The 18,522-nt window shown below is 49.6% G+C and carries 18 protein-coding genes; 5 read left to right on the top strand and 13 right to left on the bottom strand.

Features of this window, described 5'->3' with window-relative positions; translation table 11 throughout:
- Both QWY27_RS09070 and QWY27_RS09065 read left to right on the top strand, forming a co-directional pair.
- Complete coding sequence (locus QWY27_RS09070) at positions 1-306, top strand: DUF4387 domain-containing protein (protein ID WP_290196895.1); 306 nt, start codon at positions 1-3, stop codon at positions 304-306.
- A gap of 45 nt (positions 307-351) precedes the next feature.
- Positions 352-1,770: an MmgE/PrpD family protein gene (locus QWY27_RS09065; RefSeq protein ID WP_290196892.1), complete on the top strand. Its 1,419-nt coding sequence runs from the start codon at positions 352-354 to the stop codon at positions 1,768-1,770.
- 50 nt (positions 1,771-1,820) lie between these two features.
- Here the strand turns inward: QWY27_RS09065 and QWY27_RS09060 are convergent, their stop codons facing one another.
- Genes QWY27_RS09060 through QWY27_RS09010 form a run of 11 tightly spaced genes read right to left on the bottom strand, consistent with a single transcriptional unit; the run spans position 1,821 to position 12,197 of the window.
- Positions 1,821-2,516 (bottom strand): GntR family transcriptional regulator, encoded by a 696-nt coding sequence (locus tag QWY27_RS09060; protein ID WP_290196890.1) that lies wholly within the window; start codon positions 2,514-2,516, stop codon positions 1,821-1,823.
- A gap of 41 nt (positions 2,517-2,557) precedes the next feature.
- Entirely contained in the window at positions 2,558-3,601 is a 1,044-nt protein-coding gene (locus QWY27_RS09055; protein WP_290196888.1) for a D-2-hydroxyacid dehydrogenase family protein, read from the bottom strand.
- Positions 3,602-3,629: 28 nt separating this feature from the next.
- Positions 3,630-4,148 carry a zinc-binding dehydrogenase gene (locus QWY27_RS09050; RefSeq protein ID WP_290196886.1) on the bottom strand — a complete coding sequence of 173 codons (519 nt, stop codon included), beginning with the start codon at positions 4,146-4,148 and terminating at the stop codon, positions 3,630-3,632.
- Positions 4,126-4,638, bottom strand: coding sequence for an alcohol dehydrogenase catalytic domain-containing protein (locus tag QWY27_RS09045; protein ID WP_290196885.1), 513 nt, complete (start codon positions 4,636-4,638; stop codon positions 4,126-4,128). The genes QWY27_RS09050 and QWY27_RS09045 overlap by 23 nt, the downstream gene beginning before the upstream one ends.
- A gap of 5 nt (positions 4,639-4,643) precedes the next feature.
- Positions 4,644-5,420 (bottom strand): SDR family NAD(P)-dependent oxidoreductase, encoded by a 777-nt coding sequence (locus QWY27_RS09040; RefSeq protein WP_290196883.1) that lies wholly within the window; start codon positions 5,418-5,420, stop codon positions 4,644-4,646.
- Between the two features lie 54 nt (positions 5,421-5,474).
- Entirely contained in the window at positions 5,475-6,914 is a 1,440-nt protein-coding gene (locus QWY27_RS09035; protein ID WP_290196881.1) for an FAD-dependent oxidoreductase, read from the bottom strand.
- An 8-nt stretch (positions 6,915-6,922) separates the two neighbouring features.
- Entirely contained in the window at positions 6,923-8,395 is a 1,473-nt protein-coding gene (locus QWY27_RS09030) for an aldehyde dehydrogenase (protein WP_290196879.1), read from the bottom strand.
- 42 nt (positions 8,396-8,437) lie between these two features.
- Positions 8,438-9,268: an N-acyl homoserine lactonase family protein gene (locus QWY27_RS09025; protein ID WP_290196877.1), complete on the bottom strand. Its 831-nt coding sequence runs from the start codon at positions 9,266-9,268 to the stop codon at positions 8,438-8,440.
- An 18-nt stretch (positions 9,269-9,286) separates the two neighbouring features.
- Positions 9,287-10,597 (bottom strand): TRAP transporter large permease, encoded by a 1,311-nt coding sequence (locus tag QWY27_RS09020; protein ID WP_290196875.1) that lies wholly within the window; start codon positions 10,595-10,597, stop codon positions 9,287-9,289.
- A gap of 6 nt (positions 10,598-10,603) precedes the next feature.
- Positions 10,604-11,155: a TRAP transporter small permease gene (locus QWY27_RS09015; protein WP_290196874.1), complete on the bottom strand. Its 552-nt coding sequence runs from the start codon at positions 11,153-11,155 to the stop codon at positions 10,604-10,606.
- A gap of 7 nt (positions 11,156-11,162) precedes the next feature.
- Complete coding sequence (locus QWY27_RS09010; protein ID WP_290196872.1) at positions 11,163-12,197, bottom strand: C4-dicarboxylate TRAP transporter substrate-binding protein; 1,035 nt, start codon at positions 12,195-12,197, stop codon at positions 11,163-11,165.
- A gap of 232 nt (positions 12,198-12,429) precedes the next feature.
- On the opposite strand from QWY27_RS09010, the gene QWY27_RS09005 reads away from it, so the two are divergent.
- Entirely contained in the window at positions 12,430-13,461 is a 1,032-nt protein-coding gene (locus tag QWY27_RS09005) for a zinc-dependent alcohol dehydrogenase family protein (protein ID WP_290196870.1), read from the top strand.
- 45 nt (positions 13,462-13,506) lie between these two features.
- On the top strand, positions 13,507-14,673 hold the full coding sequence (locus QWY27_RS09000; RefSeq protein WP_290196868.1) for an NADH:flavin oxidoreductase/NADH oxidase: 1,167 nt from the start codon (positions 13,507-13,509) through the stop codon (positions 14,671-14,673).
- A gap of 113 nt (positions 14,674-14,786) precedes the next feature.
- On the opposite strand, the gene QWY27_RS08995 is transcribed toward QWY27_RS09000, so the two are convergent.
- Entirely contained in the window at positions 14,787-15,857 is a 1,071-nt protein-coding gene (locus QWY27_RS08995; protein ID WP_290196866.1) for a TauD/TfdA family dioxygenase, read from the bottom strand.
- 91 nt (positions 15,858-15,948) lie between these two features.
- A complete protein-coding gene (locus QWY27_RS08990) occupies positions 15,949-16,428 on the bottom strand; it encodes an Lrp/AsnC family transcriptional regulator (RefSeq protein WP_290196864.1) in 480 nt (159 codons plus the stop codon).
- Positions 16,429-16,577: 149 nt separating this feature from the next.
- On the opposite strand from QWY27_RS08990, the gene glmS reads away from it, so the two are divergent.
- Positions 16,578-18,410, top strand: coding sequence for a glutamine--fructose-6-phosphate transaminase (isomerizing) (gene glmS, locus QWY27_RS08985; protein WP_290196862.1), 1,833 nt, complete (start codon positions 16,578-16,580; stop codon positions 18,408-18,410).
- The last annotated feature ends 112 nt before the right edge of the window (positions 18,411-18,522 follow it).

Genomic DNA, 18,522 nt, shown 5'->3' with positions numbered 1-18,522 from the left:
ATGAAACTATGGGAAATGACAAGGCTAATACGCAGCAAGAATGCGGGTCCGTTTGAATTGACGTTTGACATTATTTTTAAAAATCAAGCTGGTTACGAAAAAGTGAGGGATGCCCAAACGATATCAGCCCGATGGATTGCATCGACTTATGGTGTCGAGGAGGCAAAAGTCAAAGTGATTGAATACCCTGCGGCGAATGCAATCAAAGTCACAATCCCTCGGCCGGTGATTTCCGGGGACATACTGGATTCAGATGTTTATGGCGGACAGCAACACGGTCCGTTCGTGGATCTCGAAATTATTTAAAGGCATCCTATTCAACTGCATTGCTCAGGAAAATGAGAGTTCAATATGAATACAGCAACTACCGCGACAGCAAAACAAAATACTCAAACACAGTTACCCAATCCAGCCCAAAGTCTCGCCCAATTTGCGCATCAAGCTCAATATAAAAGCCTACCGGCAGAGGTCATCGAGCGTGCGCGCCTGCATATTTTGGACGGAGTGGGATTGGCTCTGGCCTCGCACACGCAAGATTACGCGCCGGTCGCACTTGCGGGTATCGAGGCGCTGAGTGGGCCGGGAATCAGCACCGTGATTGGTACGCGTAAAAAGTACGCCGCACGAGATGCTGCTTTAGCCAATGGCCTCCTGGTGCATGGATTGGATTATGACGACACGCACCCAATGAGCATCGTTCATCCAACAGTTGCGAGTCTGCCCGCAGCCCTCGCGATCGGTGAGCAGGTCAACGCGAGCTGGGAAGAGGTATTGTGTGCTTATGTTGTGGGCGTGGAGTCTGCTATTCGCTTGGGCGCAGCGGTTAAAGGAGGTTTTCATCATGTTGGATTCCATGCGACGGGAATCGTTTCGCACTTCAGCTCGTCCCTGGTCGCTGCGAAGTTGATGGGAATGGATGCTCAGGCGATGTGGAGCGCGCAAGGTATCACAGCCAGTACAGCCTCTGGTGTCCAAGTGTTTTTGGAGGAGGGTGCCTGGACCAAACGCTTTCACCCTGGCTGGGGGGCTGTTGCTGGAATAACCGCGGCGCATCTCGCGGGGAAAGGGTTTGTCGCACCCTCTCGTCCCTATGAAGGACGTTTTGGTTTATTCGACACACATTTGCATGGTGCTGCAACGGATATTGAATTAATTGGCAAAAATCTTGGCGTCGACTGGCAAATGCTGGGAACAGTGATCAAGCCCTATCCGGTCTGTCATTTCATCCATGGTAGCGCAGATGCTGCAATTGGTATTTTTGAGGAAGTCAAAGATCGCATCGAAAATATTGAGAGCATTGTGGTTTCCTTGCCAGAGCCGACATTGCATATTGTGGCCGAGCCGATCGAGGAAAAACAAAATGCCACGACTGATTACGAAGCAAAATTCAGTACGCCTTATGTCGTGGCAGTTTGCTTGCTCAGGGGTTATTTTGGTCTGCCAGAGTTGGAGGCACAGACACTTTCATCCAAGCAGGTTCAACAGCTTGCAAAGAAAGTGGTGTGTGTAGCTGATCCAAAATCCGAGTTTCCGCGGTATTTTTCCGGTGGGGTTACTGTCAAGTTCAAGGATGGAAGCGAGGTGACCCGTTATGTACCGGTCAATAAGGGCGCTGGCTCACGTGCATTGTCACGAGAGGATATTTCTGAGAAATTCATGTCGAACGCGACAATGCATCTTAAAAAAGAGCAAGCGCTTGCCGCACAGGCGCTTATCCTGGAAGGTTCTTCTGTCAAGGTAAGCGCTGTTCTTCAAGCTTTACAAAAGTAGACTGTGACAGTTGTCCTTGAGCAGGTGAAGTCCGAGGACAACTGTATGAATTATTTCGAGACGATCAGACGGCGAATCCGTAGCTTCTGGGAAGCGTAAATATGCTCGCGCAGCGCTTGTTCTGCGGCGTCTGGATCATGTTTTTTGATGGCGTTGACAACGGCTTCATGCTCTTTGACGGTATCTTTGACACGTTGTTGATCGGTGAGGGTTGTATGTCTTAAAAGTGTCAACGTATCGTGAAGGGTCTTGAGCATTTTGATCAAGTAGCGATTGTGACTGCAGTTGTAGAGCAACTCATGAAATTGGCGATTGCTTTTGGCGAGCTGTTGATCATTTCCAACAGAATTTGCATATTGTTCACACATGTCTTCGAGCAGCGAAATCTCAACATCCGACGCGTGTTGGGCCGCGAGACGCGCTGCGGTGCCTTCAAGAATTTCGCGCATGAAGTAAAGTTCGGTGATCATGTTGTAATCGAGCTCTGCGACCGTGATGCCGAGTGTCGCATCGTGAACGACCAGGCCTTCGGCTTCAAGGCGAGCCAAGGCTTCGCGAATGGGCGTACGGCTTAGGCCGATCATTTCGGCAAGATCAACTTCACGCAAACGATCTCCTGGCAATAGCTTGCGCGTCGCTAAAGCTTGTCGGATATATCGATAGGCGCGCTCGCCGCGGGGTAAATCGTCCCCTTCTTCAGCTGGCGCGGCTGTGGGTCTGGGTTTGGTAGATTTAGGCTTATTCATCAGATCATTGTATCAATGCTGGATTGGCCGTAGCGAGTTCATCACTTTTGTTTTTGAAGAGGCGTCTTGTGCATTTGTTTGGCGACTTGGGAGTCCGGGAGAAAAGGATGCTCGCTATTAATCACATTCACAGGCTTTCCAGCTAAAAAAGCTTTCAGGTTGGCAAATGATTTATTGTAAAACTCTTCCATGTTTTCTTGAGTGACGAAGCCGATATGGGGAGTCGCAACGACATTTGGCAATGTGCGAAATGGGTGACCTTGCGGTAAAGGCTCAATCGAAAATACATCGAGGCCGGCTCCTCCAATGCGTTGTTCAAACAGGCCCTTGATCAAAGCCTCCTCATCCACGATTTGTGCCCTGGAAGTATTGATCAAGAATGCACCCGGTTTCATTCTGCGAATTTCCTGCTCACCGATTAGTCCCAAGCTGCTATCGGTCAGGGGATGGTGGATCGTGATGACATCTGAACGCTCGACAAGCATTTCTTTGGTGACGCACTCCACACCGTATGGGGAAGTACGTTCTGGTGTGAGGTTTCGGCTCCACGCAATGACATGCATACCAAATAACTGACCGATTCGCGCGACGGGAATACCCATGTTGCCCAATCCAATGATCCCGAGTGTTTTGCCAGCCAAGCCTGAGCCGACAGTTGTCTGCCAGCCTCCGGCACGAAGCGAGGCTGTCTCTTGAGGGATTGCCCGAAACAAAGAGAGAATGAGTGCCCAAGTCACTTCCACGGTGGTTTGGTGCTGGGCATCGGTTGTGCTGACCACGATACCCAGTTCATCGGTCGCTTGCAGATCAAGGGATCTGGCATTGCGCATCCCGGTCGCCAAAATAAGCTTGAGCCTCGGCAAGCGACTTAAGACAGAGCGGGGAAATTCCGTGCGCTCCCTGATCCGCATCACGCAGTCAAAGCCGTACAAGCGTTCAACCAACTCGTCTTCATCGTAAACATGGTCCTTGAAGGCTACGACAGATAATCCCTGAATTTGACTCCAGTCCACAATCTTGTGCGCGACGCCTTGATAGTCATCCAAAATTGCGAGACGAAATTCGCGGGTTTGGTTATTCGTCATACATGCTCCATATAAATAAACAATTGAATCATCCAGTGCTCGACGGTGAGATTTGCAGGATAGATTTACCAATTGATTGGCGGGATTCCAGCGCCTGATGTGCCAGGCTTATCTCGCTCAGCGCATAAATATGCTGCGGAAATATCTTGATTCGATTCATTGAGAATAGGTTAAACAGAAGTTCAGAGCGATTGACTAGCTCTTCACGGGTACTGATGTAATCATTTAATCTTGGTCTGACAAAATAGAGGGAGCCCGCATTGGCCAGACGCATCGGATCAATCGAAGCGAGCCCGCCTGAGTTGGCACCATAATGAATAAAAAGACCTTTTTTTCTGAGAATGCGCAAACTTGTGTCAAAGAGCGCTGAGCCGACAGAGTCAAACAAAGCTTGTACTCCGTTGCCATTTGTCTGCGCAAAAACTGTATCGATTATGCTTTGGGGATCATCAAGTGAGACTACATCAGCACCCGCATTTTTGGCGAAATCACATTTTTCAAGGGAATGTGCGACGCCGATCACTCTAATCTGACGATCTTTCAGCATTTGAATCAGGTTTTGTGCGACCCCCCCCCGCTGCCGAATAAATCACACACGTATCGCCGGGTTGCAATCGACTCACATCATTAGCGAGATAGTGAGCAGTCAATCCTTGAAAATATGCTGTTGCTGCAATATCCAACGCCATTGAGTCGGGAAGCAGAACAAGCTTACTGGCGGGAACGACAGCATAGTCTGCGTAGCTACCCCGCGATAAACAAAAGACAACCCGATTACCTGGCTTGAAATCCTCCACACCTGCTCCGATCGCGTCAACCCAACCAGAGCCTTCCATTCCTAGCGTCAGGGGTAATTCAGACGCGTATGGAGAAGAGGATCCTGCATAGGCTCCTCTGCGTGTGTAAATGTCCATGAAGTTAACGCCTGCGAAGGCGATTTTGACCCGAATCTCACCCGGGCCGGGATCTGGCTTTCCAACCAAATTGAGCGATAGCTGTTCAGTACCGCCATATTGGGCAATCTGAACTGCACGCATTGGCTTCATTTCCAGCCGCCGCCACCGCTGACATAAACTGTATCTGCAGTCATATATTCGCAAGCGTTGGAGCACATGAAGAGCGCAAGCTCCGCGATCTCCTCTGGTTGCCCGATCCTTCCGAGCGGAATGTCGGCTGCAAATCTGTCCGACATTTCCTTTGTCGTGTTTGACGCGGCTTGAAAGGCTGTTTCAATCGGACCGGGAGAGATTGACAGGCAGCGTATTCCTCGGCTTGCGAATTCTCGCGCGACACCAAGAGTTAGGGTGTTGACAGCACCTTTTGCCGCAGCGTAGTGAACGGATGTGCCCGGCCCACCACGTTTTTGTGCCATGCTGGCCATATTGATGATGACGCCATGCTTGTTCTCGAGCATGTTTGGCAGTACTTCCTGAATAGCGTAAAACGTACCTTTGAAGTTTAGATTAAATGTTTTATCCAATAATGCGTCGTCAATATCCAGAAAACTGCAACGATTGATGGCGGACCCTGCCGAATTCAGCAGAAAACTTATTTTCCCAAAAGTCTCAATTCCTTTTGCGACGACTGCATGGATTTCTTTCCTGGAGGTGACATCCGCATGGAGATAGATTCCGTTAGCCCCAGTTTGCTTGACCAAGTTAAGTGTTTCAAGACCCAATTTATCATCGATATCAGTGCATACAACATTGGCACCTTGCTTGGCGAACAGCACGGCTGCCGCACGACCGATGCCGCTTGCTGCGCCAGTAATCAGGATGGTTTTTTTTTCAAAATAGTCGTCGAATCTTCTGCTCATCATTAAGCTCCCCTATGCATCGTTCTTAAAACTTCACATCAAGTTGCAGATGAAGTTTTAATTTTGTGCGGCATGTCTGCCAGCTAAGCGACCAAAAACCAGACCCCTCATGACTGAAGTCGCTCCGGTGTACTTACCATAGTAGAGACCCATCGTCTCGCCCGCTGCATAAAGGCCTTTTATAGGTCTTCCATCCGTATCTAGAACTTGCGCGTGGGCGTTGCAACGCAATCCGCCAAATGTGAAGCAGTTGGCCGAACTGATTGGCCAGGCGCGATAAGGCCCTTGGTCGATTGGTAGTGCCCAGTTAGATTTGGGTGGATTGAGACCTTGAGTGGATAGACCATCAAGCTCCAGCGGCTTGAAAGTTCCTTTGGTTGTGGCGCTGTTGTACTCAGAAACAGTTTTAACGAGTTGCTCTGCAGGAATCCCGAGCTTTTTGGCGAGCTCTTCGATCGTGTCGGCAGTAATGGGTTTTTGATCGCTTCGCACCGTTCTCTGCCAGTTTGGTACCAAATCAAGTTTTTGATCACAGATGACGTAAGACACTCCACCGGGTAACTCATTAATCAGTCTGGCGATATTTTCATAGATCGCGTCAACTGTATTGGATGCTTCATCAACGAAGCGCTTGCCAGAGTTTGTCACAAGGATGCCATATGGAAAAACGAATACGATCGGCTCTGGTTGTCCGGATCTTGGATCGATTGGTTCGGCATGGTATTCGGAAAAGTCGCCACAAGGTGCGGCACCGATGCCCAATGCCATCTTGATGCCCTCACCTTTGTTGTAATAACCGCCCCGGGCGATAGGACGGATATACCGACTTTTGGCGCCGTAATAGAGAGCTTGCATCTCCTGGTTACCTTCAAAACCGCCGCAAGCCAACATGACCTTTCCCAGGAATTTAGTATTTCTTGATTGATTGTCGGAGGCATGTAGACCACAAACTGTGCCATCATCGCTCTGAATCAGCTTAGTCGCCGTAGTCTCGTAAAAGAATTTGACGCCAAGTGTTTCGCCTGCTTTGACGAGGGCCTCGACCAGGGCCCAACCTCCCCCTACAGGCATGAGGCGAGTTGTCGATTGTGTGATGAGGTAGGTTGGCATATCCGAATAGGTGATGCCAAATTTTTTCAGCCAGGTAAGGGCTAGACCTGCTTCGGAAGAGAGCGTGGAGATCAGCTCCGGGTCTGTAAAGCCAAGCGAGCGAACAATTGCCGAACGATTTTCATGGCTGTCGCCCGCCTCTTGTACCAAACTCGGGTCTAGATGAAATCCGCTATTCGCCATGAAGTGATCCTCGAGATCGTCGGCCACTTCAGTTTCGTTTTTCATGCGCATCAGGGCCTCGGTCCAACGAGTATTACCACCCCGATCCTCAATCGTTGCACGTTCCAGTACCGCTACTTTTAGACCGTTTTCAGCAGCAGATACAGCTGTGGATAGGCCAGCTATACCGCAGCCCACCACAACCAGATCAAAATTATGTTCCATGTTACGCCTCAAGTTTTAATGGCGAATGGATCTCTCGCCATGTTGGAATAGTCAATCATGATGTTCTTTGGCGCTAGAAATTCATCGAGCGCCCATTCACTTCTCTCGCGTCCAAATCCGCTGTCCTTGAATCCGCCGAATGGTGCCTGCACAGCTACGGCCCTGTAGGTATTTACCCAAATGCTCCCTGCGCGTATAGCTTTGGAGACACGCATGGCGCGATTAAGATCGGAGGTCCAAATTCCGGCGGCAAGACCGTACTTAGTGTCGTTTCCAATCGATATGGCGTCTTCTTCGTTGTCAAACGGAATCACGGAAAGCACGGGACCAAAAATCTCTTCTTGCGCCAACTCCATCGAGTTGTCGACGTCTCGAAAAATCGTCGGCTCAACAAACAACCCCTTACCGAGTGTCGGGCCTGTTGCGCGTTTACCACCGGCAACGAGTCGAGCGCCTTCTTTGACACCGTTTTCGATGCATCTCATGACGCGGTTAAATTGAGGTTCATTGGCTAGCGTACCCATTTCGGTTTTTTGATCGATTGGATCACCGAGCACGATATGTGCCGATTTTTCGACCAGAGTGTTGACGATCCTTTCGTATACCGACTTTTGAACCAATAGGCGTGATCCGGCTATGCACGTTTGACCAGTTGCTGCAAATATCCCTGCGAAAGCACCAACGACTGCTTTGTCCAGGTCCGCATCTTCAAAAATAATATTTGGCGACTTGCCACCTAGCTCGAGAGTCACAGGCACCAGTTGTCGACCGCATTGCGCCGCAATTTCGCGACCCACGTTCGGACTTCCTGTGAAGCTGACGCGGTCAACGCGACCTGAACTGGTCAGCGCTTTGCCAACGCGCATGTCTCCTGTGACGACATTAATGACGCCTTTTGGAAAGCCTGCTTTTTCGACGAATTTTGCAAATTCGAGCGTAGTGGCTGAAGCATGTTCGGAAGGCTTGATGACCACACAGTTACCTGCGGCAATAGCGGGGGCGAGCTTATTGGAAAGCAAACCCATGGGAGAATTCCATGCGGTAATCAACACGGAGACTCCTAAGGGCTCTCTCGTGGCATAGTCGAGAATATCTGGTTGATCGAGCGGGATGACTTTCCCCCAAAGCTTGTCGGCGCTTCCAGCGAAAAATCGGTACTGGCGGGCTGCGAACAGCATTTGACTGCTTGTTTCCCGGATCACCTTTCCATTGTCTGTGCTTTCTAGCACTCCCATCCGGGCCGCGTCGGCCTCGAGTAATTCAGCAAGTTTGTTCAGAAGTCTTGCTCGCTCGGATCCAGAGGTTTTGGACCAGACACCTTCAAAGGCCGCACGCGCGCAATCAATTGCCCGGGTGACTTGTGTGTCACTCGCCTGTGGAATGTGTGCCCATGTCTCTTGTGTGTAAGGATTGATCGCAGGGAAATATTCTTGATTGGCATCTTTAACCCATTCGCCATTGATGAATAATTCATATTTCATGAGGTGATTCCTTTTGTTACCGGATATTCTGAATATGCGTGACTATTTAAGTGGGGGCAGATCCAGCCGTACGACTTCATTACCGAGTGGCGAGCTGGCGACAGGATATTTTTGAAGGACAAGAGGATCATGACCGGGAATCACGTGATCGGGACTGTCTGCTAATTGTTCACAGGTCTCCCAGGCCTTGATGGTGTCATGCAGGTTAAAAAATACTGGAAAGGGATTTTTTTGCTGATAGTTCAGATAGAAATGCGAAGCGTCCGAAGCAAGGACGACCCAGCCCCGTCGGGTTCTGACACGAACGATTTGCATGCCTGGCGTATGACCGCCTACAGAATGCAGAGAAACCCCATCAGTGATGTGTTCAGCCCCAGGGTGGTGATAAACCACGGCGCCCGCATACAAGCGCTTGATAACGGTGCAGACATCATCGACCAGAAAGAAATTATTGAGCGCTTTGATCGACATATCCGGACCCGTGGCATTTCTCATTTCCTCGAGTTGGATGTGTATGCGCGCGCGAGGGAGTTTGTCGATATTGCCGGCATGATCCCAGTGCATGTGTGTGATGACTACATCATCAACGTCTTCAGGTTGAATATTCAGAGCGCTCAGGGACTCAATTGGACAGCGAATAAATTGATGTCCACGGTCATTGCACTTCCAGTCCCGAGAACCTGTATCGATAAGAATGACGCGCTCTTCATTTTTTATCACCCACACAAAAAAATCCATTGGCATCTTGGACTCGTGGATATCGGGATTTTCACAAAAGTTGCAATTGTGATAGCGCTTGCGATGTTGGCTCGTGGCGTATCTTAATGCGTATATTTCAAAAACCGGCTCTGCTTGTGCGACGACATCCATCATTCGACCTTGTTAGGTGGTTTAGTTGATCATTAAATTTGGTAGTACTGTGACTAGATCAGGTACCAGGAAAAGAATACCCAGGACAATGAGCTCAAGGATGATGAAAGGCGTGACGCCTCTGAACACTTGACTGGTGGTGACAAGACCATCGGAGGAAGATTGAACCGCATAAAGGTTCAGGCCGACCGGAGGTGTGATGACGGAGAGTTCGATAAGCTTGACCATAATGATCGCAAACCAAATCGGATCAAAACCAAGGCCAACAACAATAGGATGAACGATTGGAACGGTCATCACCATCATTGAAATGGAGTCCATCACGCAACCCAAGACTATATATACAAGGATGATGACTGACATGATGACCCAGGGCGGGATGTCATTTGACTTGATGATGTCTAGCAACGCATCAACAGTACCCGTCACTAATAGCAGCCTGGAAAATGCCAATCCTCCAATTACGATAAAGAACAAGACTGCAGTGGTCGACGCAGTTTCTTTCATTGAGTCTGTAAAGTCCAGGAATTTGAACTTACGCATCGCTAATGCAATGATCAGAGCGCTCAGGGCACCAATAGCGCCTGCTGATGCGGGCGCGACTAATCCAGCGTATATGCCACCGACAATAATGATGAAAACGAGGGCGACTGGTAATAGCGTGACGAGGCTTTGGATTTTTTCTTTATTACTAAATGATCGCGTCACAGGCGGGGCCCAGTGTTGTTTGACGCGAATCATGACAAAAATCCCTGCCAGATAAACGACCGCTGTCAGGATGCCAGGCAGGATCCCGGCAACAAGAATTCTTCCTATCGATTCGTTCGTCAGTAATCCATACAGCACCATCGTAATCGAGGGCGGGATCATTGCCGAGAAAGTTCCCGCTCCGACAATACAACCTGCCGACGTTGCGCGGTCATAGCCCAGCTTGATCATTTCAGGCAATGCGATTTTGGTAAAAAGCGCTGCCCCGACGATAGTTGAACCGTTGATCGCACCAAATGCGGCGGAGGCAATAACAACGGCCATATACAGGCCGCCGCGTACTTTCGCCAGCCATATATCGGCGGCTTTGAAAAGAGATGCCGCCAACCCTGATTTACCGAAAATTATTCCCATCGCAACAAAAGTTGGGATGGCAGCGAAATTGAAGGAACTCGCCGCGGCATAAGGAAGTGTCATGAAATTTGTCAGTGCGAAGTCCATGCCCGCACTTAGCGTTAGTCCGATAAAGGATGCAGTGATCATCGCAATCGCGACAGGCACTCCGAGACACAAAAGGAAAAGCATACCTGCCAAGCAGGTGATAGCGAGAATGAGTTGTTCCATGAGGCTCTAGTGTGCGACTTGCTCGGATTCAGCGATGGTTAAACGACCAAAAATAAATAAAGCGAACAATTGTGTGAGTGATTCCAGCAGTGCGATAGCAAATCCAATCGTGACAGAAATCTTGCCGATCCATACAGGCACGCTGAGATATCCCGCGGAAGTCTCAAAGGTTGCGATCGCTTCCTTGGCACTTTCATATGACTGGACCATCAGCATAAAAAATACGAGGACGGTCAGTACGATCGAAATAAATAATAAGAACTTCTTTAATCTCGCGCTACAGCGTTGCGTGAACATGTCGATTTCGATGTGCGCTAATTTCCTTTGCGCATATGGGATCGCCAAAATGATGCACATGGCAAGAAAGAGTTCAGTGATTTCCACAGCGCCCATCATTGGTTTGTTGAAAAGCGCGCGTCCGAGCGTGTCGATTGAGTTCACAGCTATGATCGTTGCGACAGAGGCACCCGAGACAACCATGGCCGCTGTGACCATGGTTGCTGAGACTCTGTCCAACATCCTGTAAAGCTGATTGGAAGTTGGAGCAGGTTGGTTCATTTAGAATCTACTTTTTGGCAGCGGCTGTTGCTTTTCGGACATCTGCTACAACGCTCTTGGCGTCATCGCACATTCCTTTTTTGCACATTGCGTCTTCCCATACCTGCAGCATGTCCGGGAACATCGCTTTGAGTTTTGCCTGATCCTCAAATTTGACGATTGTCACTCCCGCTTTTTGGGCAGCCTCGATCCCTTGTTTCTCTAGTTTTTCGAAATTGTCCATTTCAAATTTCATCGCAACGATTGCCGCTTCATCCATGATTTTCTTCACGTTTTGCGGCAGCTTTTCGTAGCGAGAGGTGTTCATGAAGGTGGAGTATGCGGCAATCGCTCCAAAATCAATGTCACTCCAGTACTTGGCGACCTCTGAAAGCTTCAGGAAGCCCGCATTCTCGATCGGGTTGTAGCCGCAATCAAGCGTTCCTTTCTGTAGACCTTCGTAAATTTGACCCAGCGGAATATTGACTGGAACCGCCCCCAGTTTTTCCATGATGTATGGGGGCCAGTCGCCAAAGGTACGGATGCGTTTACCTTTCAGGTCCGCGAGTGTGCGAATAGGCGTCGTGCACTGTAGGCGATAGGGTGGTAAGCCATGCAAAAGAATCGGTGTCAGTTCGTTCTTTTTCAATTCGCGCTTGATAGCGTCATTATTTTTGAACAAATATTCTTGTACTTTCATGGCGGTTGGAGCATCGTCCCAAACCATGGGCAAACTGTTTGATAAACCTACCATGGGCCATTCCGAAGGGTGATAGGTTGGAACGATACTAGCGATATTCACTGCATTCTTTTTTGCTGCGCCGAATAATTCGCCAAACCCAAACAAGGAACCAGACCAAAAAAATTGGAATTTGATTCTGCCGTTCGTTTTTTCTTCAATTTGTTTGGCGTAAAGTATTTCAGCTTGAGCAGATCCCCACGCGGGAGGGGCGAAATGGGCCCAGCGCCATGTCTGGCTTGGAATTTCTTGCGCAAGTGCAAGGGGGGCCGCAGCGGCCAAGACCAACGCCGAAAGCCCTTTGGCAAAAATGCGTGATTTCATGATTTTGTCTGCTCCAGGATAAAAAAGATTAAATAATTATTTTTTTGGATTCATTTGTATGCAATTGAATCCTATACTCTTATGTGAAATCTTGTACTTAGGTGTTTACCCTAGATTGATCTGACCAAAAGGGCGACAACTTACATTCGAATACCGAAGCGAGAGCAAACTCCCTCTTTGGTAAATTTTCAAAACTGAACAAAACATAAGTTTTAAATGGAGTGAGACGAGCATGTTAGGAGCTGTTTTTCCAGGTAATCAGACCGTAGAGTTATTGCAATTTCCGGATCCCAGCCCCGGACCAAATGACGTCGTCGTTGAAATGAAAGCCTCGGGGATATGTGGAAGTGATCTAAAGAACTATCGCGGAACGTTCGCGGGTAAGTTGCCACCTGGGCCGATCATCGCTGGACATGAGCCATGTGGAGTCGTGGTGGCGAAGGGGAGTGCTGTCACATCGCATGTCGCTCGTATCGGGTCAAGAGTCATGGTGCATCACTACAAAGGCTGCGGATGCTGCTCGGACTGCACGACAGGATGGACACACATGTGCCCTGAAAAAGAAGCGAGTTATGGACTGACGGCCCACGGTGGTCATGCGCGATATTTAAAAGTGCCTGCAGACACGCTGATAGAGCTTCCCGACGACTTGTCTTTTGAAGTCGGTGCGGCGATTTCTTGTGGAAGCGGAACCGCTTGGGGCGCATTGAAAAAAATGAGCTATGCGAACTCGTCAACAGTCGTGGTGATCGGACAAGGCCCGGTCGGGCAAGCCGTCACGCAGTTTGTTGTTGCCATGGGCGGTGAAGTGATCGCGGTAGACATTCATCCCGACAGGCTTGTTGATGCGAAAAATTTAGGTGCTGCCTTTACGATTCAATCGAGTGCAGTCGATCCTTGGGAAGCAGTGCGCGAATTGACGCAAGGAAAAGGCGCGCCATATGTGGTGGAAACATCTGGGTCTGATAAAGGCGGGCTGGATGCTTTGCGCTGCGCAGGCGCTTGGGGCAAGGTCGCATTTGTTGGTATGGGAGGCAAGGTGACGATGAATGTCACCGACCATTTGATTCGGAAACAGCTGCGCGTTTTCGGCTCATGGACCTTTTCGAAAGCCTGGCAGCAAGATTGCGCGTTGTTCGTATCCAAGCATCGAGTCGACGTTGAGAGACTATTCACCAATCGCTGGGATCTTAGCCAAGTAGACGAGGCTTATCGTTTGTTTGATCAACAAGCGACTGGAAAGTCGGTCATCGTTTTTCCTTGAGTCTTAACTGATTTAAATCTGACAGTATGTAAGGAATAAGAAATAATGTCTGCACAGAAGCCTCTCTTGTTTACACCGCTTAACATTCGGGCAGTAACGTTACGCAACAGAATAGTAATTTCTCCGATGGCCATGTACTGTGCCGAGGATGGTTTTTTTAACGATTTTCATGCGCATCACTACGCCAAGTTCGCAATGGGTGGTGCAGGTATTGTCTTCGTAGAGCAGGCTTCTGTTGTACGTGATGGAAGAATAACTAACGGCTGTCTGGGTATCTGGTCCGATGCGCATGCGGATGCAATGAGGTCTCTCGTGACCTTTGTCAAATCCCAAGGTTCAACACCAGCATTGCAAATCGCGCATGGGGGACGCAAATCAAGTACGCAACGGGCATGGGAAGGCAACGGGCCCTTAACTCAACAAAATATAGATAACGGGGATGAAACATGGACTCCAGTTGGCCCGTCAAGCACGCCGTTTGCCGAAGGTTGGCTCAAGCCTCACGCTTTGGACGCCAACGAAATTGAATCATTAACGGTTGCGTTCAAGGATGCAGCGAAACGCGCTGTGGATGTTGGTTTCGAGATCATTGAAATTCACATGGCACATGGATACCTTTTGCAAAGTTTCCTGTCTCCGCTTGCGAACAAGCGAACCGATGCATATGGCGGCAGTCTGGAAAATAGGATGCGCTTTCCTCTTGAGGTGGCTCGAGGCGTCAGAGAGGTGCTGCCTCAAGGGATTCCTCTCTTTGTTCGAATTTCAGCTGTCGACTGGATCGAAGGAGGCTGGGAAATCGAGGACAGTATTGAGCTTTCGCGTCATTTGAAAAAAATAGGTGTCGATGTGATTGACTGCTCGTCGGGCGGCAATCTTGTAGCCGGAGCGACTAATTCTAATTTGAAGCGTGAGCCTGGCTATCAGGCCGAATTTGCTCGTCGAATTAAAGCGGAGGTCGACATTCAAACTGAAGCGGTTGGACTCATCAGGACACCCCAGCTAGCCGAAGAGTTATTGCAGCAAAAATTTGCGGACTTGATTGCTATCGGTCGCCAGGCACTTTTCAATCCCTTCTGGCCGCATCAAGCTGCAGAACAGATGGGTGTGAATGATTCATTCTCGGAATGGCCGCATCAATACAGTTGGTGGCTGAACAAATGGAAATCCGGCCTGAAAGCGAATGGAGAATCGCTGAATAATTGGAGCGCATAACCGTTCGGCGTTCGGCACGCTCCTCAACGGGCATGTTTCTATATATGACACATGCCCGGTTGGACAAAAGCGATATTCTGAATTGGAAAGAATCTTAATGTATGAGTGCGGCGTTAGGCGCGCATGCCACATTCTTTAGCTTGGCGTGATTCAAAAGCAATGCAGTTGGCGTCATGTTTAAATCCACGTATGCCGCCCCTGATTGTTCCAGACTCACAATTACGGTAAAGATCCCGCCAGCACTCGGGTAGTTGATCGCTATCAGGCGGAGCAATCCAGAGGCGGTATAGAAGTCTTTTTTGATCCGGATCATCATGATCCATGAATTCTGTACGCGAGTGCAATGTGACATGGCTGTTGATGATTTGAACATCGCCAGGCTCGAGCCACATCTCGAATGCGATATCGGGACGACGCATCACCTGATCAAACTGCTCGAGCGCAGCGTAGTGTTCAGGGGATAGCTTGGGTACACCTTCTATTTGTTGGGCACTACGCACGCGGTTCCAGTTCCAACGCCCAAACCACTTGCCACGGCATTCGGAGAAAACAGGCTGCATGACATAAGGCCCTTCATCGGGCGCTTGCTCACCTTGACGACTAAAGGCGATAGGCTCATAGAGCCATTTGAGTTGGTTGGGGTACTCGCGAGCCATCACATCATGTCCTGCCATAGAACTGCTTATGATCGTTTTTCCACCAGACAACGCTTTGTTGAAACAACTTAGGAAAATAATGTCGGAGGAATCAGTATGAAAATCGAGATCCGCATTCGATGAGTAGCCTCTACCAGTTCCGGTACGATAAGACATGCCAGCATCACGAACGGCTGAAATATATTGCGTCTCTTTACCCTGAGGGCGAGGCACGCCAGAATGCAATCCCAAACCCCAAGTCAGAATTTCAAACTGGTGCGCTGTCAACGCCTGTCTTGGCAAGCCCTTGATCAATGCAATCCCCCTGCGGTTTTTAACCTCTTGTAGAGCGGATTCAAGGATTTTGGTCGTATGACTCCATGCAAAATCTTCACGCCGATAATCGAACAGCGTTTTATTGGGGTCGGCGATTTCCACAATGGTCTTGATCATTTCATCGCGTGTTGGCTCGTCAACGCTAAAAATCCAGCCTTGATCATGATGCAGATCAGCGGCACGCCAATTTGAAGGATGTTGCAAGGACAGCATATTCATCACCCAAAGTATTTGATCGGTGAAATCATTCTAAACCAGTAAAAATGAAGGTGCCAATAAAGTGAAATGTGGTGCCCGATCGTTATTAAAATTTATCAAGCACAATACGCGTGTCGAATTTGCTTCGATGGACTGAAAAAAATGTCCTCACATTTCGCACGTTTGCTTCAGCTGTGAGTGCGCGATGCACCAGCGCATGATAAGCGGGCATATCGGTCACCTGCGCAATCAGCACGAAGTCTGGTCCTGTCGAGACGCGATAGCATTGCAAAATCGACATTTCGTTTTGCATCGCTTGTTCGAAGCGCTGCAACTGCTCTGCTGATTGATTATCGAGTGTGACTTCAATAATCGCTGTGAGCGAGTTGCCAAGTTTGGAGGGATCAAGAATCGCGACTTGTTTGGCAATGATGCCCGATGCGGTGAGTCGCCGAACTCTGCGCAAGCAAGTAGGCGGTGATGCATGCACCCGTTCGGCAAGCAATTGATTCGTCAGGCTTGCATCGCATTGAAGTTGATCGAGAATACGTCGATCGAGGTCGTCTAAGGTTTCGATAGCCATCATTTAGCAGAAAGGTCCTATATTATCGCTTCATTTATGAAATTATATTTCATCAGTTAAACAAGTATGCCATTAATTTCATTTAAGTTATAAAAGTAAAATAATATTTCTTACCAAATTGGGCACAATAGAGGCTTATCAGGAGAAAGTCTATGTGCGGCATCGTTGGAGCCGTCGCGTCACGCGACATCACCCCTATTTTGGTCGAAGGTCTCAAGCGTCTCGAATATCGTGGCTATGACTCCTGCGGCGTCGCCGTATACGACAACGGTGGTTTGCGACGGGCACGCAGTACTCAGCGTGTAGCGGAGCTGGCTGCCGATATCGCACACAATCATATCGCCGGCTTCACGGGCATTGCGCACACGCGTTGGGCCACACACGGGGCACCGGTGACACGTAACGCGCATCCGCACTTTTCCTCTGTGGGCAAAGAAGAGGCAAGTATTGCGCTCGTACACAACGGCATCATTGAAAATCACGAAGAGTTGCGCGCAGAGCTGCAAGCAGTCGGTTACGTTTTTGAAAGTCAGACAGACACCGAAGTGATTGCGCATCTGGTGCGACATCTTTACGCCGGTGATTTGCTCGAAGCCGTGCAACAGACTGTTCGCAGATTGCATGGCGCCTATGCGATCGCAGTCTTTTGTCGTGATGAGCCTCATCGTATCGTTGCCGCTCGTCAAGGATCGCCGCTTGTGATCGGACGCGGCAAGGGTGAAAACTTTTTGGCCTCGGATGCTCTGGCTTTGGCTGGCACGACGGATCAAATCATTTATCTCGAAGATGGTGATGTCGCTGATTTGCAATTAGGCAATGTCTGGATCATGGATCAGACAGGTAAATCGGTTGAGCGCACAATCAATACCGTACACGTGCATACGGGTGCTGCAGAACTCGGCCCCTATCGTCATTACATGCAAAAGGAAATTTTCGAGCAGCCCCGCGCTGTTGCGGATACTTTGGAGGATGTCGAGTCCATCACTCCCGAATTGTTTGGTGATCAGGCCTACAAAATTTTCAAAGACATCGATCGTGTGTTGATCCTGGCATGCGGCACAAGTTATTACGCTGGATCGACGGCGAAATACTGGATTGAGTCTGTTGCGAAAATTCCTGTCTCGGTTGAAATTGCGAGCGAGTACCGCTACAGGGACAGCGTACCCAATCCCAAGACGCTTGTTGTCACGATTTCACAGTCTGGTGAAACAGCCGATACCCTCGCGGCCTTAAAGCATGCACGTGGTCTCGGGATGGAGCAGACGCTGACGATCTGTAACGTCGCAACGAGTGCGATGGTCAGAGAATGCAAGCTCGCCTACATCACTCGCGCGGGAGTGGAGATCGGCGTTGCGTCAACCAAAGCGTTTACGACGCAGCTCACGGCGCTGTTTATGCTGACCCTCGCACTCGCGCAAGTGCATGGACACTTGACAGAAGAACAAGAGGCACAGCACGTCAAAGCTTTACGTCATTTGCCCGTCGCGATTGGCGCGGTGCTCGCGCTCGAACCTCAGATCATGGCGTGGGCCGACCGTTTTGCCACAAAAGAAAATGCGTTGTTTCTCGGACGCGGCATGCATTATCCGATTGCGCTGGAAGGTGCGCTGAAGCTCAAAGAGATCAGCTACATCCATGCGGAGGCTTACCCAGCTGGAGAGCTCAAGCATGGCCCCCTGGCGCTCGTAACAGATCAAATGCCCGTCGTCACGATCGCACCGAATGATGCGCTCCTGGAAAAACTCAAGTCCAACATTCAAGAGGTGCGCGCCCGCGGGGGCGAGCTGTATGTGTTTGCAGATACCGATACCAAGCTCGTGAGCGGAGAGGGTTTGTACGTCATTCGGATGCCAGAGCACTACGGGTTGTTATCGCCCATTCTGCATACCGTGCCGTTGCAGTTGTTGGCCTATCACACGGCTTGCTCGAGAGGGACCGATGTGGATAAGCCGCGAAACTTGGCTAAGAGTGTGACGGTGGAGTGATTGAGCAAGGACCTCTCTCGCAGAGGTCCTGTGAAAGCCCCCAGAACATCTCCTGTGTTCGTATCGGACCGCTCACTCTCGACATTCGTCCGCTGAGTGCATACCAAGAGTC

The sequence above is a fragment of the Zwartia vadi genome, assembly GCF_030410375.1.
Taxonomy (GTDB): domain Bacteria; phylum Pseudomonadota; class Gammaproteobacteria; order Burkholderiales; family Burkholderiaceae_B; genus Zwartia; species Zwartia vadi.
The sequence above is the reverse complement of the archived record's forward strand: the minus strand, read 5'-3'. Positions and strand labels throughout refer to the sequence as shown.